Consider the following 14,232-nt stretch of genomic DNA (forward strand, 5'->3'; position numbering starts at 1 on the left):
GAGCGCGGCCACCGCCCCGATGCTGATTCCCGGAACGGATCCCGTCGCCACGGCTCCCGCGACCAGAGGGCCTCCGGCATCCCCGAGCTCGCGCCCGAGCTCCGCGCTCCCCATCGTCCGGCCCCATGCGATCAGCCGGTGTCGATGCGGCGAGGTGGGCGAACGCGACGGGTGTCGCGACACCGACGCCCGCGCCGACCAGGACCGCCGCCGCCACGAGCACCGCGGGGTGCGCGGAGGCCGCGACCGCACCGAGCCCTGCCGCGATCAGCGCGAGACCACCGCCTGCGCCCAAGGGCACCGAGATCCGACCGCGGTCGTGCGCGGCGCCGACCACGGGCTGGACGACGCTCGACGCGACGGCGAGCACCGTGACGATCGCCATGCTGCCCACCGTGCCGAGGCCGGACAGTCGCCCGAGCAGCGGCAGGAATCCCACCGCCACGGCAAGAGCGCCGGTCGTGGCGGCCAGGACGAGCGTCGGCACGAGGAACCCCGGCGCCGAGAGCTCCCTGGCCAGGTCGGCCACCGTCACCCGTGTGCGCGGGAGCACGGGAACAGCGGTAACGGCGACCGCGACCCACGCGGCCGCGACGACCCCGAGCGCCGCGAGCGACCAGAACAGCGCCGGCATCCCTCCCCACACCACGAGCAGGGCCCCGAGCAGGGGGCCGAGAGCGTAGCCGAGGCTCTTCCACGAGCCGTAGCGACCGAAGTACGTCCCGCGCGTCGAGTCGTCGGCGAGGCGGGCGACGGCCGCGCTGGATGCGGGCGAGAACGCGGATGCCGCGGCACCCTGCCCGAATCGAGCGATCACGAGCGCCGCCATGCCGGAACCCGCCGCACCAACGACCGAGAACGCCGCGAAGGCCAACAGGCCTCCGATGATGACGGGTCGCACGCCGATGCGGTCGCTGAGCGCGCCGAAAAGCGGCTTCAAAAGCACCTCGGCGAGATCGTAGAGCGCGAGCGTGAGACCGAAGACCCACAGCGTCCACCCGATGTCCTCGGTCTCGGCGCCCAGCGCCGCCGCGATGCCGTGCGCACCGAAGGCCGTGGTGAAGCCGGCGAGATACAGCGGGGCGAGGCGCGGGGCTCCGGTGGGAGTCCGGGCGGGGGCGGGATCCGAGGTTGGGGTCACGCTCGATTCTCTCAGCCGACGGGGATGGTGCGCGGGGTGGTTTCAGGGGGCGGGTGGTTTCGGGGCGGCGGGTGTTTTCGGGGGCGGCGGGTGTTTTCGGGGGCGGGTGGCTTCGGGGGCGGCAGGTGGCTTCGGGGGGCGGGTGGTTTCTGGGCGGGTTGGTAGCCGGTTCACCGCTTCCCGCACCCGGCTGTCACCTCCTGCGGAGCACTGGCCCACATTCGAACATAGTTTCTAAACTTGAGCCATGACGAACCCACATCTCGCCCCGCTCCGTGAGGCCATGGCCTCCCTTGAGCGCGCGTGGGGCGATGCGGAGTCGGCCGCCCACTTGACGCGTCCTCAACTCCTCGAGGTCAACGCAGCCGTAGGAGTCCTGCGCCGCCGCCTCGACGGCGTCCACGCTGAGGTCGCCGCTGGCATCGCCCACGAGTCCCGGCCCGAGCTCGGCGCCGGCAGCCTCGCGAAAGAGCAGGGGTTCCGCAGCCCCGCGGTGATGATCGCCGCGACCACGGGCGCATCGACCGGAGACGCCGCCCGGCTGGTCACGGTGGGCGAAGCCACGGCGCCGCGCGCGAACCTGCTCGGCGAGCCGCTCCCGGCGAAGTACCCGTTCGTGCAGGCCGCGCTCTCTCAGGGTTCTCTGGGCGCGGCCGCGGCGGCGCACATCGTCGCACTGCTCGACCGCACGCGCCTGCGCGCCCCAGCAGACCGCATCGCTCAGGCGGAACGGCTCCTCGTCGAGCGCGCGGAGGGGCTGTCGCTCGACGAAGTGCGCAAGCTCATCGCACGCGCCGAGGGCTGGCTCGTTCCCGAGGCGGTCGCGGCGCGCGAAGAAGACTCCCGCAGCCGCCGCTCGTTGACGATGTTCGAACGAGACGGTTCGTTCCACCTGAATCTGCAGACCGACGCCGCGTCAGGCGCACCCATCCGCGCGGCGATCCAGTCGTTCGTGACCGCGAGCTTCCAGGCTCGAGCAGGTGCGCCCGACCGTGATGCTCCGGATGCCGACCACCGCACGGTCGCGATGATCCAGGCCGACGCTCTCGCGAACATCTGCGAGCACGCCATCGGGTGCGACAACGGTGGGCTGCCCGCGACCGGTGCGACCGTGGTCGTGCGCGTGTCTCTCGACGACCTCGACAAGGGCACCGGCCTGGCGGAGATCGACGGCGTCGACACTCCCGTCAGCGTCGCGACCTGCCGCCGGATGGCCGCGGGAGGCGCAGTGATTCCGGCGGTGCTCGGGTCCGAGAGCGAGATCCTCGATTGGGGGCGCGAGAAGCGCCTCTTCACCCGGGCACAGCGGCTCGCGCTCGTCGAACGCGACGGCGGATGCGCGATGTGCGGCCTCCCGCCGCAGATGACGAAGGCGCATCACCTGCGGTGGTGGCTTCGAGATTCGGGGCCGACCGATCTCACGAACGGCGTGCTGCTGTGCGAGAGCTGTCACCATCGAATCCATGACAACGGCTGGGAGATCCGGATCGACGGAACGGGCACGCGCGGTCGGGTGTGGTTCATCCCGCCGCCGGCGGTCGACCCCACCCGGACACCTCGGCTCGGCGGCCGGGCGCGCTACGACATCGCGGCCTGAGGGGGCCGTTCGAGCGCATCCGGTTCGGCGTCTGGTCGGGGGCCCGATCCCCGCCACCGCCGCGCCGTCGGCGTCCCACACCACCGCCGCACCGCGACCCGCACGGCTGCCGTACCATGCGACCGTCGTGCCGCGCGGGTCGCGACATCCATCCGCCGTGAGGGGGATGCTGCGGCGTCCCGCTCCGCCGTACCGTGGAGGGATGCCCTTCACCCGCACCCCCACCGAGCGCGAGCTGCGCGGAGACGTGGTGCTCGCCGCCGTCCTGTTCGTCGGCGCGGTGCTGAGCGCCGCCCTGTCGTCCATCGCCGAGGTGTACGGCGACGAAGCGCAGGAGCTGTGGACCGCCCTCGTCTACGCCGTGGTCGTCTCGGCACCGCTCGCCGTGCGCCGCCGCCTGCCCGGCGTGGTCGCGGTCGTCGTCGCGCTCGCATACTTCACCGCGGTGACGCTGCGGATCCCCGAGATCTACGTGGGCAACATCGCGATGTTCGTCGCCCTGTACACGGTGGGCGCATGGATGAACGACCGGCGCAAAGCGCTCATCGTGCGGGTCTCGATCATCGTCGGCATGTTCGTCTGGCTGATCATCACGATGTACCGCGACGCGATCACCGAGGCCGACAAGGCCGATATCGCGGCGGGCCTCTTCTCGCCCTATGTGGCGCTCATGCTCATCCAGCTCCTGCTCAACGCGCTCTATTTCGGCGGCGCCTACTACTTCGGCGAGCGCTCATGGCTGGCCGCGTCGCAGCGCGCCGTGCTCGAGGAGCGCACGGCCGAGCTGGAGCGCGAGCGCGAGGTGACGGCCGCCCAGGCCGTCGCGCTCGACAGGGTGCGCATCGCACGCGAACTGCACGACGTCGTCGCGCATCACGTGTCGGTCATGGGCGTGCAGGCGGGTGCCGCACGGCTCGTGCTCGACAGCGACCCCGCGCAGTCCGCGCAGATCCTGTCCGGCATCGAGGCGTCGGCGCGCGACGCGATCAGCGAGCTGCGCCAGCTGCTCGAGACGCTGCGCACGCCCGGCGGGGAGACGACCGATGCCGCGTCCACCGTGACGCTCGACGACATCCGCGAGCTGGCCGAGGCGTCCGATGAGGCGGGTCTGCCGACGGATTACACGGTGGTCGGCGAACCGGTGCCGGTGCCGTCGCTCGTGGCCGTGAACCTGTACCGCATCGCCCAGGAGTCGCTGACCAATGCCCGCCGTCACGCCGGCGCAGGCGCCACGGCCGACGTGCGGGTGCGGTACGACGACGACGGCGTCGAGGTCGAGATCGTCAACACCGGGCGCACCGTGTCGCAGCTGCGACCGGGCCTCGGCCAGCTGGGGATGCGGGAGAGGGCTGCGGCGTCCGGCGGCACGCTCGAGGTGACGCCGCGGAGCGGCGGCGGACTCCGCGTGCGGGCACGCGTCCCGCTGTCGGCCACCGCGCCGTCCCGTGCCTCGGCGGGGGTCGCGTCGTGATCCGCGTGCTCCTCGTCGACGACCACGCGATGCTCCGCGCGGGGTTCCGGACGATTCTCGACAGCCAGCCCGACATCACCGTGGTCGGCGAGGCCGCGACCGGTGCGGATGCCGTGGCACAGGCATCCGCCCTGCGCCCCGACGTCATCACGATGGACGTGCAGATGCCCGACATGGACGGCATCGAGGCGACGCGGCGCATCGTCGCCGACCCCGCCGTCGGCGCGGCGATCGCGATCGTGACGACCTTCGATCGAGATGACTACCTTTACCAGGCGCTCGAGGCGGGGGCGAGCGGGTTCCTGTTGAAGAACGCCGGACCCGAAGACCTCATCGCGGCCGTACGAGCTCTCGCCGCCGGCGACGGGATGCTGTCGCCCGAGGTCACCCGCCGCGTGCTCGCGCGGTTCGCGGCGCCCGGAGGTCAGGGCGCGGCGGCACCGGGAGCAAACGACACGGTGCGACCCGGAACACAGGGCGCGACGACACCCGGAGCCGCCCGGGATCCCCGAGCACAGCTCACGACGACACCCGGAGTGCACCGGGATTCCGGGACACAGGGCACACCCGTTCGCGCGCAGACCGCGGTGCTCGCCGAACCGCTCACCGACCGCGAGGCCGAGGTGCTGACCCTGCTGGCCGATGCGCGGAGCAACGCCGAGATCGCCGCGGCCCTCTTCATCGGCGAGGCGACGGTCAAGACGCACGTGTCGCGGATCCTCCAGAAGCTCGGCGCGCGCGACCGCGTTCACGCGGTGGTTCTCGCGCACAGGATGGGCCTGACCTGACCTCCCCCGGCCAGACGTGCCCGTGCCCCGGGCTGACGTGACCTGCGCTGTCCGGCAGGACCGGACCCTGACCTCCCCTCCCCCCGGCCAGAGGTGCCCGTGCCCCGGGCTGACCTGACCTGTGCTGTCCGGCCGGACCTGACCCTGCCCTCCCCTCCCCCCGGCCAGAGGTGCCCGTGCCCCGGGCTGACCTGACCTGTGCTGTCCGGCAGGACCTGACCCCACCCTCCCCTCCCCCGGCCAGAGGTGCCCGTGCCCCGGGCTGACCTGACCTGTGCTGTCCGGCAGGACCTGACCCCACCCTCCCCTCCCCCGGCCAGACCTGCCGCTGTCCGCCCACCCCTGCCTCCGCACGACGTCCGGCCGTCACCTCGCGATAGCCTCGGAGTCATGCCCGAGGCCGCACCGCTCAGCCGCCCGATCATGGCGGGCGTCGTCACGGCGCTCGTCGGGTTCACCAGCTCGTTCGCCGTCGTGCTGACCGGCCTCTCCGCCGTCGGCGCCGACGCCGCACAGGCGGCCAGCGGCCTGCTCGCAGTGAGCCTCACGATGGGCATCGCATGCATCCTCCTCGCCTGGCGCTACCGGATGCCGATCACCGTCGCCTGGTCGACGCCGGGAGCCGCCCTCCTCGCAGCGACCGGCGCGGTCGACGGCGGATGGTCCGCAGCCGTCGGCGCGTTCCTGCTGACGGCGGCGCTCATCCTGCTCACGGCGCTGTGGCCCGCACTGGGCTCCCTGATCGCCCGCATCCCGCCGTCGATCGCCCAGGCGATGCTCGCCGGCGTGCTCCTGCCGCTGTGCCTCGCGCCGATCACCGGCATCGTCGCGAACCCGTGGGGCGTGGTCCCCGTCGTGCTCACGTGGCTCGTGTTCGCACGTCTCGCACCCCGATGGGCGGTGCCGCTCGCGTTCGTCGCGGCATCCGTCGTCGTGGCGGTGTCGCTGGTGACGGCCGGCGACGCGATCGATCCTGCCCTGCTGCTCCCCCGCGTCGAGCTGACCGTGCCGACGTTCACGCTCGGCGCCGCGGTCGGCATCGCCCTGCCGCTCTTCATCGTGACCATGGCGTCGCAGAACGTGCCGGGCGTCGCGATCATGCGCAGCTTCGGCTACGAGGTGCCGTGGCGTCCGGCGATGCTCGTGACCGGACTGGGCACCGCCATCGGAGCGCCGGCCGGCGGTCACGCCATCAACCTCGCCGCCATCAGCGCCGCCCTCGCGGCCTCGCCCGACGCCGACCCCGACCAGCGGCGGCGCTGGATCGCCGGGGTGTCGACGGGTGCGTCGTATCTCCTGCTCGGCGGGTTCTCCGCCGCGTTCGCCGCGCTCGTCCTCCTCGCACCGGATGCCGTGATCCCCGCCGTCGCCGGCCTCGCCCTTCTCGCGGCTTTCGGCTCGTCGGTGCAGCAGGCGATCGACGACCCGGGCGAACGCATCCCCGCCGTCGTGACGTTCCTCATCGCGGCATCCGGCATCTCGCTGCTGGGCGTCAGCGCCGCGTTCTGGGCTCTCGTCGGCGGGCTCGTCGTGCGCACGGCGTTGCACGCGGGGCGTTGAGGCGGTCAGACGCCTCACCCGTGCGCCGTCGGCCGTCATCCCCACGGCTGATCGTCCGCTATCCGCCGCGCGGGGGATGCCCCGCCGACGCACCGCTCCCTAGCGTGGAGCCATGACCACAGGACAGCTCCACCTGAGCGGCATCACCAAGAGGTACGGCGATCGCCGCGTGCTCGACGACGTCTCCTTCGACGTCGCCCCAGGACGCCTCACCGGCTTCGTCGGCGGCAACGGCGCCGGCAAGACCACCACCATGCGCATCGTGCTCGGACTCCTCTCCGCCGACGGCGGCCAGGTCACGCTCGACGGCCGTGAAGTCACCACGGCAGACCGCCGCCGCTTCGGCTACATGCCGGAGGAGCGCGGGCTGTACCCCAAGATGAAGGTGCTCGAGCAGATCGTCTACCTCGCCCGGCTGCACGGGTTCGGAAAGGCGGATGCCGAGGCCCGCGCCACCGCGCTGCTCGGCGAGCTCGGGCTCGAGGAGCGCCTGAACGACACGATCGAGTCGCTGTCGCTGGGCAACCAGCAGCGCGCGCAGGTCGCGGCGGCGCTCGTGCACGACCCCGAGGTGCTCATCCTCGACGAGCCGTTCTCCGGGCTCGACCCGCTTGCGGTCGACGTCGTCGCCGGCGTGCTGCAGGCGAGCGCTCTCAAGGGCGCGTCGATCCTGTTCTCCTCGCACCAGCTCGACGTGGTGGAGCGCCTGTGCGACGACCTCGTGATCCTCGCGGGAGGCACCATCCGCGCCGCCGGCTCGCGCGACGCCCTGCGCGCCGAGCATGCGGGCAACCGGTACGAGCTCGTCTCCGCCGGCGATGCGGGATGGCTGCGTGCCGAACCAGGCGTGACCGTGCTCGACTTCGAGGGCGGCTACGCGCTGTTCGACGCCGACGGGCCGGAGACCGCTCAGCGGGTGCTGCGCGAGGCGGTCGCGCGCGGAGACGTGGCGAGCTTCCAACCCGCGCATCCGTCTCTCGCCCAGATCTTCAAGGAGGTCATCCAGTGAACGCCCCCGCCCCTCAGACCTCGCTCACCTGGCTCGTCGCGGAGCGCGAGATCACCTCGAAGCTGCGCAGCAAGACGTTCCTCATCTCGACCGGCATCCTGCTGCTCATCGCGCTCGCCGGCATCCTCATCGGCGGGTTCACGAGCAAGAACCCCGAGGCGACCTCCGTCGCCGTGACGGGCGAGACGGCATCCGTCGTCGAGGCCCTGCCGAACGTGAAGGTCACCGAGGTCGCCGACCGCGCCGAGGCCGAGAAGCTCCTGCGCGCGGAGGACGTCGAGGCTGCCGTGCTGCCCAGCGACGACGAGCTCGGCTACACGGTCGTGGCGCTGAAGGACGCACCGGGGTCGATCGTGTCGGGGCTCTCCGTGTCGCCGGCGGTCGAGATACTGGAACCGGCGACGACGAACCCCCTGCTGCGGTACTTCATCGCGATCGGCTTCGGGCTCGTGTTCTTCATGGCCGCGTCGACGTTCGGCGCGACGATCGCGCAGAGCGTCGTGGAGGAGAAGCAGACCCGCGTGGTCGAGGTGCTGCTGTCGGCGATCCCGGCGCGCACCCTCCTGGCCGGCAAGGTCATCGGCAACACCGTCCTCGCGATGGCGCAGATCCTCGCGCTCGCCGCGATCGCCACCATCGGGCTGATCGTCACCGGTCAGAGGGAGGTGCTCGCCGGCCTCGGCGCGCCGATCATCTGGTTCGCCGTGTTCTTCCTGTTCGGATTCGTTCTGCTGGCCGCTCTCTACGCCGCCGCGGCGTCGATGGTGTCGCGCATGGAGGACATCGGCTCGACGACCACCCCGATCATGATGCTCGTGATGGCGCCGTACATCCTCGTGATCATCTTCAACGACAACCCGCTGGTGCTGACGATCATGTCGTACGTGCCGTTCTCGGCGCCGGTGGGGATGCCGATGCGGCTGTTCGTGGGAGAGGCGCAGTGGTGGGAGCCGCTCGTCTCTCTCGTGATCCTGCTCGCCTCGTGCGTCGGGGCGATCGCGGTGGGCGCGAAGATCTACGAGAACTCGCTGCTGCGCATGGGCAAGAAGCTCAAGCTCGCGGAGGCGCTGCGCGGCTGAGCCGCCCGCCCCGCCCTGCACACGGGGGCGGGGCGCCCGCACAGGGCGGGGCGATCGCCGCACAGGGCGGGGCGATCGCCGCACAGAGCGGGGCGCCCGCACAGGGCGGGACGATCCCTCGCTCAGATCACGCCGTCGGACAGCGCGGTGGGGTTGCCGAACCGGTGGTTCGTGATCGACACGGCCTGCTCGTGCAGGAAGGGCAGCAGCTCCACGCGTCCGGCGCCGGTCACGGCGTGCGACCACACCGCGACATCCGGCAGACCGTCGATCGCGGCGAAGAGCGTCGACGCCTCACCGCCGACGAGCCGCACGCGCTGCCAGCTGTTCTCGCCCTTGGCGACGGACTTCGCGAAGCGCCGTACCCAGGCGGCATCCTTCTCGTGCTCCACCGTCACGCCGCGCGAGCGCAGCGCCTTCTCGACCTTCGCCGGAAGGGCGGGCGCCGACACCGTGAACGGGCTGCCGCTGCGCAGCGCGGCGGCGATCACCCGGATGCCGTCGACGAGCGGCGCGTCCTCGGCGATGCGCACGTCGACCGCGACCGGGCGGTAGCGGAACAGGTTGCGCTCGACTCCCAGGCCCGACTTGTCGGTGACGATGCCGAACTCGGTCGTCCACGCCCGTTCGTCGGATGCCGCTGCCCGCTGCAGCCATTCGCGCTCTGTCGCGTCGAGATCGGATGCCGCGGCGAGCAGCGCCGCCACATCCGAGGTGACCGCGGCGTCGGAGGCCGTCGCCGGCAGCTCTGCGGGCTTCCACTCGCCGAGCCCGAAGAGGTAGTTCGGGCCACCGGCTTTCGCACCCGCGCCCACGGCGGAGCGCTTCCAGCCGCCGAAGGGCTGACGCTGCACGATGGCGCCGGTGATGCCGCGGTTCACGTAGAGGTTGCCCGCCTCGACCCGCTCGAGCCAGGTCGCGACCTCCTCGGAGTTCAGCGAGTGCAGGCCGGCGGTGAGGCCGTAGTCGACGGCGTTCTGCAGGCGGATGGCCTCGTCGAGGTCCTTGGCGCGCATGATGCCCAGCACCGGGCCGAAGAACTCGGTGAGGTGCGTGGTCGAGCCGGGGGCGACGCCGATCTTGACGCCGGGGGTCCACTGCTTGCCCTCGGCATCCAGCTTGCGCGGCTCGACGAGCCACCGCTCCCCGCGGTCGAGGGTGGTGAGCGCCTTCAGCAGCTTGCCGTTCGCCGGCTCGATGATCGGGCCCATCTGCGTGGCCGGGTCGTCGGGCAGCCCGACGCGCATCGACCGCACGGCGTCGACGAGTTGACGCTCGAACCTCTTCGAGTCGGCGACCGAGCCGACGAGGATCGCGAGCGACGCGGCCGAGCACTTCTGGCCCGCGTGGCCGAACGCGCTGCGGGCGACGTCGGCGGCGGCGAGGTCGAGGTCGGCCGACGGTGTGACGATGATGGCGTTCTTGCCGCTGGTCTCGCCGAGCAGGGGCAGGTCGGAGCGGAACGAGCGGAACAGCTTCGCGGTCTCGTAGGCGCCGGTGAGGATGACCCGGTCGACCTCGGGGCTCGAGACGAGACGGGTCCCCAGTTCGCGCGAGCCGAGGTCGACGAGGGCGAGCAGGTCGCGCGGCACGCCGGCGGCCCACAGGGCCTCGACCATCACGGCGCCGCAGCGCTGCGTGAGCTTCGCCGGCTTGATGACCGCGCTCGATCCGGACGCGAGCGCCGCGAGCACGCCGCCTGCGGGGATCGCCACGGGGAAGTTCCACGGCGGCGTGACGACCGTGATGCGCGATGGCACGAACTCCGCGCCCTCGATGCGCTCGAGGTCGAGCGCGCGCTCGGCGTAGTAGTGCGCGAAGTCGATCGCCTCGGAGACCTCCGGGTCGGCTTCGGCGATGGTCTTGCCGGCTTCGTGCGCCATGATCTCGATGAGCTCGCCGCGGCGCGCTGCGAGCTCGCGCCCCGCACGGTGCAGCACGGCGGCACGATCGGATGCCGGCAGTGCCGCCCACTTCTCCGCCGCCGCGGATGCCGCGGAGAACACCGCGTCGAGCTGCTCCGCCGTCTCGATGCGGGCGGCGGCGATGGCCCCCTGACCCAGCGTCGACGACGTCGAGCGCCGGAGGATGTCGCGGCCCCACGCGCGGTTCGCGGCGAGTGCGGGGTCGGTGTCCGGCTCGTTCGCGAATCCGGTCATGGCATCCGTCGTCTCGTGGCCGCGCTCCTCGTTCAAGGTCCGCTTCGCGTTACCCTGCTCCTTGGCGTCCGCGGCGAGCCGAAGGGTGCTCCGGTCCTGCGTGCGATTCGGGGCGGGCGCCACGACCTCCGCCTCCAGCGCGGCGAGCGATCGCTCGAAGCGCTGACGCTCGCGCTGCAGCAGCTCGGGGTTCGACGACAGCTCGAACACCGCCGACATGAAGTTCTCCGGGCTCGCGTTCTCCTCGAGGCGGCGCACGAGGTAGGCGATCGCGACGTCGAACTCGGCGGGGTTCACGACCGGCGTGTAGAGGAGCAGGTTGCCGACGTCCTTGCGCACGGCCTCCGCTTGCCCTGTCGCCATGCCGAGCAGCATCTCGAACTCCACGGCATCCGTCACGCCGCGCGCCTTCGCGAGCAGCCAGGTGTACGCGATGTCGAAGAGGTTGTGGCCGGCGACGCCGATGCGCACGGCATGCAGGCGCTCGGGCGTCATGGCCCAGTCGAGCACGCGCTTGTAGTTCGTGTCGGAGTCCTGCTTCGTGCCGTAAGTGGCGAGCGGCCAGCCGTGGATCTTCGCGTCGACCTCTTCCATGGCGAGGTTCGCGCCCTTGACGACGCGCACCTTGATGGGCGCCCCGCCCTTGGCGCGGCGGGCCGCAGCCCACTCCTGCAGGCGCTGCATGGCGCCGAGGGCGTCGGGCAGGTAGGCCTGCAGCACGATGCCGGCCTCGAGGTCCTTCAGGGCCGGCTGATCGAGGATGCTGGTGAACGCCGCGATCGTGAGGTCGAGGTCGCGGTACTCCTCCATGTCGAGGTTGATGAACTTGGCCTTGCCCTTCGCCTCGGCGGCGGCGGCGAGCTCGTAGAGCGGCGTGAGCTTCTCGACGACGTCTGCGACGGCCTCGTCGAACGACCACATCGACAACTGGCTGACCACGCTCGACACCTTGATCGAGACGTAGTCGACGTCGTCGCGGGCGAGGAAGTCGTAGGTGCCCTTCAGGCGGCGCCCGGCTTCGCGCTCGCCGAGCACGGCCTCGCCGAGCAGATTGAGGTTGAGGCGGTTGCCGCTCTTGCGCAGTTTCGCGATGGCCGGACCGAGCTTGGAGGGGGTGGCGTCGAGCACGAGGTGTCCGACCATCGCGCGCAGCACGCGGCGGGCGATCGGCACGACGACGCCGGGCAGCACCGGTGCCCAGAAACCGCCCGCCTTGATGGCGAGGCGCAGGTAACCGGGCAGCAGTGCGGGGGTGATGTCCGACAGGTCGGCGAGCTTGCGCGCGGCGACCTTGAGATCTTCGGGGCGCATCACGCCGTCGACGAAGCCGACGGTGAACGCGAGGCCGTTCGGGTCCTTCAGGACCTCGGAGAGGCGCTGCGCCGCGGGCTCGACGGGGTGCGTCTCGCTCTCGGCGAGCCAGCGCTGCACGAGGGCTGCGACCTCGTCGGTGCGGGGGCGGCGGGCGGCGTCGGATGCGGCGTCGACGACAGTCATTGGCGGGGGACCTTCCAGGCGATCGCACATCCGGGTCGTGTGCGCACGATCATTGTGAAGCCCGCCGGTAGGCTACGTCTATCAATCGATTTTCGCCGTTTCTGTTCAGTCAGAGTGAACGATCGGAGCCCGGATGCTCGACGTGAACCGCCTGCGGATGCTCGTCGAGCTGTCGCGACGCGGCACGCTCTCCGCGGTCGCCGACGCCCTGTCGTACAGCAAGGCGACCGTGTCGCAGCAGCTCGCGGCGCTCGAGCGGGAGGTGGGCGTGCCGCTGCTGCGCCGCGTCGGCCGCGGGGTGCAGCTCACCCCCCAGGGCGATGTGCTCGTCGCCGAGGCCGTCGGAGTTCTCGACCGGCTCGAGCACGCCCGCGTGGCCGTCGCCGAGTCGCTCGCCGAGGTCACCGGCACCGTGCGCGTCGCCGTGTTCCAGACCGCAGCGCACGCGCTGCTTCCTCCGGCGCTGCTCGCGCTGCAGGCGCAGCATCCGTCGCTCCGCGTCGACGTGACCGAGTGCGATCCGGAGACGGGTCTCGTCGGCGTCGCCGGGCGCGACTTCGACCTCATGCTGGCGGAGCAGTATCCCGGCCACTCCCGTCCGATCACCCCCGACCTCGACCGGGTGATGCTCGCGCACGACGCGATCGCGCTCGCCCTGCCGCCCGGGGTGCCGCGCGAGGTCGATCCGCTCGCCGCGCTGAGATCCACGAGCGACGAGCCGTGGGTGCTCGAGCCTCAGGGCACGGCGTCGCGTGCCTGGGCCGAGCAGCTGTGCCGGTCCGCGGGATTCGAGCCCGACGTACACTTCGAGGTGGCCGACCTCACGACGCACATCCGCCTGATCCGTGCAGGGCTCGCGGTCGGCCTGCTGCCAGGACTCGTCTGGGCCGGCGACGCGCCGACCCTCGACCTCGTGCCCCTCCCCGGCGCGCCGCGGCGCGAGATCTTCTCGGCCGCGCGGCGGGTGTCGGCGGCGTCTCCGGCGATCAGGGCGGTGCGGCGGGCGCTCGCGGATGCCGCGTCCCCTGCCGGTTCCGTTCCTGCAGGAAGCCTCGGGAAACCGCCCGAAGTCCCCTGAGCCATCCGGCATCCGGCATCCGGCATCCGGAATCCGGCATCCGGAATCCGGCATCCGGCATCCGGCATCCGGCATCCGGCATCCGGCATCCGGCATCCGGGAATATGCATGCACATACATGCGTTCGGCCTCGTGTACCCGGACGAAGGAGTCCGACCCGCCCGCTCCTTCTGAAAGGACACTCCTGTGAGCACTCCCGTCATCGACCGCACTGCGCCGACCGAGCATCCCGTCCTCGACGTCCTCGCCGGACGCTGGAGCCCGCGCGCCTTCGACGCCGAGACCCCCATCGACGAGGCCAAGCTCGCCGCTGCCCTCGAGGCGGCCCGCTGGACGCCGTCCGCCAACAACACGCAGCCGTGGCGTTTCATCGTCGCGCGCCGCGGCACCGCCCTGCACGCGCAGATCGTCGAGTCGCTCATGGGCTTCAACCAGCAGTGGGCCGGCAACGCGGCTGCCCTGGTCGTCGCCGTCGCCGAGACCGCGACGGAGGACGGCACGCCCCTCACGCACGCCGTCTACGACCTCGGCCAGGCGGTCGCGCACTTCTCGGTGCAGGCGCACAACGACGGACTGTACGTGCACCAGATGAGCGGCTTCGACCCCGAGGTCGTCCGCGAGTTCGCCGACCTCGACCCCCGCTTCTCCGCCGTGACCGTGATCGCCGTCGGCGACTTCGGCGATGTCGAGGCGCTGCCCGATGTGCTCAAGGAGCGCGAGGTCGCCCCGCGCGTGCGCCGCCCGATCTCGGAGACCGTGATCCTCAGCGCCTGACCCTGCGCCGGATCTCGTCGAGTCCCCGGCCACTCGCGCTGAGACCCGTGCCGGCCGCCGAAACCCGGCCGCTCGCGCT

At 71.7% G+C, this 14,232-nt stretch carries 9 protein-coding genes and 1 pseudogene; 8 read left to right on the forward strand and 2 right to left on the reverse strand.

Annotated elements, in window-relative coordinates; genetic code table 11:
• Window positions 1-181: 181 nt before the first annotated feature.
• Window positions 182-1,141: pseudogene (locus tag AB663_RS02780) on the reverse strand (MFS transporter); the annotation flags it as partial.
• A gap of 247 nt (window positions 1,142-1,388) precedes the next feature.
• Here AB663_RS02780 and AB663_RS02785 point away from each other — a divergent pair.
• From AB663_RS02785 to AB663_RS02810, 6 genes are all read left to right on the forward strand, one after another.
• On the forward strand, window positions 1,389-2,738 hold the full coding sequence (locus AB663_RS02785) for an HNH endonuclease signature motif containing protein (RefSeq protein ID WP_232304613.1): 1,350 nt from the start codon (window positions 1,389-1,391) through the stop codon (window positions 2,736-2,738).
• A gap of 202 nt (window positions 2,739-2,940) precedes the next feature.
• The gene (locus tag AB663_RS02790) at window positions 2,941-4,209 is read left to right on the forward strand and encodes a sensor histidine kinase (protein WP_067195635.1); all 1,269 of its coding nucleotides are present in this window, start codon (window positions 2,941-2,943) and stop codon (window positions 4,207-4,209) included.
• Window positions 4,210-4,238: 29 nt separating this feature from the next.
• On the forward strand, window positions 4,239-4,997 hold the full coding sequence (locus AB663_RS02795; protein WP_067202027.1) for a response regulator transcription factor: 759 nt from the start codon (window positions 4,239-4,241) through the stop codon (window positions 4,995-4,997).
• A gap of 390 nt (window positions 4,998-5,387) precedes the next feature.
• The gene (locus AB663_RS02800) at window positions 5,388-6,557 is read left to right on the forward strand and encodes a benzoate/H(+) symporter BenE family transporter (RefSeq protein ID WP_067195638.1); all 1,170 of its coding nucleotides are present in this window, start codon (window positions 5,388-5,390) and stop codon (window positions 6,555-6,557) included.
• Window positions 6,558-6,669: 112 nt separating this feature from the next.
• Entirely contained in the window at window positions 6,670-7,566 is an 897-nt protein-coding gene (locus tag AB663_RS02805; protein ID WP_067195641.1) for an ABC transporter ATP-binding protein, read from the forward strand.
• Window positions 7,563-8,645, forward strand: coding sequence for an ABC transporter permease (locus AB663_RS02810; RefSeq protein ID WP_067195644.1), 1,083 nt, complete (start codon window positions 7,563-7,565; stop codon window positions 8,643-8,645). Before AB663_RS02805 ends, AB663_RS02810 begins: the two co-directional genes overlap by 4 nt.
• Window positions 8,646-8,767: 122 nt before the next feature.
• Here the strand turns inward: AB663_RS02810 and AB663_RS02815 are convergent, their stop codons facing one another.
• Window positions 8,768-12,301: a proline dehydrogenase family protein gene (locus tag AB663_RS02815; protein ID WP_067195648.1), complete on the reverse strand. Its 3,534-nt coding sequence runs from the start codon at window positions 12,299-12,301 to the stop codon at window positions 8,768-8,770.
• A gap of 133 nt (window positions 12,302-12,434) precedes the next feature.
• Here AB663_RS02815 and AB663_RS02820 point away from each other — a divergent pair, with 133 nt between their 5' ends.
• Window positions 12,435-13,379 carry a LysR family transcriptional regulator gene (locus tag AB663_RS02820; protein WP_067195651.1) on the forward strand — a complete coding sequence of 315 codons (945 nt, stop codon included), beginning with the start codon at window positions 12,435-12,437 and terminating at the stop codon, window positions 13,377-13,379.
• 186 nt (window positions 13,380-13,565) lie between these two features.
• Window positions 13,566-14,153: a nitroreductase family protein gene (locus tag AB663_RS02825; RefSeq protein WP_067195655.1), complete on the forward strand. Its 588-nt coding sequence runs from the start codon at window positions 13,566-13,568 to the stop codon at window positions 14,151-14,153.
• Window positions 14,154-14,232: the final 79 nt, after the last annotated feature.

Source organism: Microbacterium sp. XT11 (assembly GCF_001513675.1).
Taxonomy (GTDB): Bacteria; Actinomycetota; Actinomycetes; order Actinomycetales; family Microbacteriaceae; genus Microbacterium.

Bases quoted from the DNA above. Each gene is read 5' to 3' on its own strand.
- AB663_RS02785 (WP_232304613.1), top strand. From the start codon at position 1,389: ATGACGAACCCACATCTCGCCCCGCTCCGTGAGGCCATGGCCTCCCTT.
- AB663_RS02790 (WP_067195635.1), top strand. From the start codon at position 2,941: ATGCCCTTCACCCGCACCCCCACCGAGCGCGAGCTGCGCGGAGACGTG.
- AB663_RS02795 (WP_067202027.1), top strand. From the start codon at position 4,239: ATGCTCCGCGCGGGGTTCCGGACGATTCTCGACAGCCAGCCCGACATC.
- AB663_RS02800 (WP_067195638.1), top strand. From the start codon at position 5,388: ATGCCCGAGGCCGCACCGCTCAGCCGCCCGATCATGGCGGGCGTCGTC.
- AB663_RS02805 (WP_067195641.1), top strand. From the start codon at position 6,670: ATGACCACAGGACAGCTCCACCTGAGCGGCATCACCAAGAGGTACGGC.
- AB663_RS02815 (WP_067195648.1), bottom strand. From the start codon at position 12,301: ATGACTGTCGTCGACGCCGCATCCGACGCCGCCCGCCGCCCCCGCACC.
- AB663_RS02820 (WP_067195651.1), top strand. From the start codon at position 12,435: ATGCTCGACGTGAACCGCCTGCGGATGCTCGTCGAGCTGTCGCGACGC.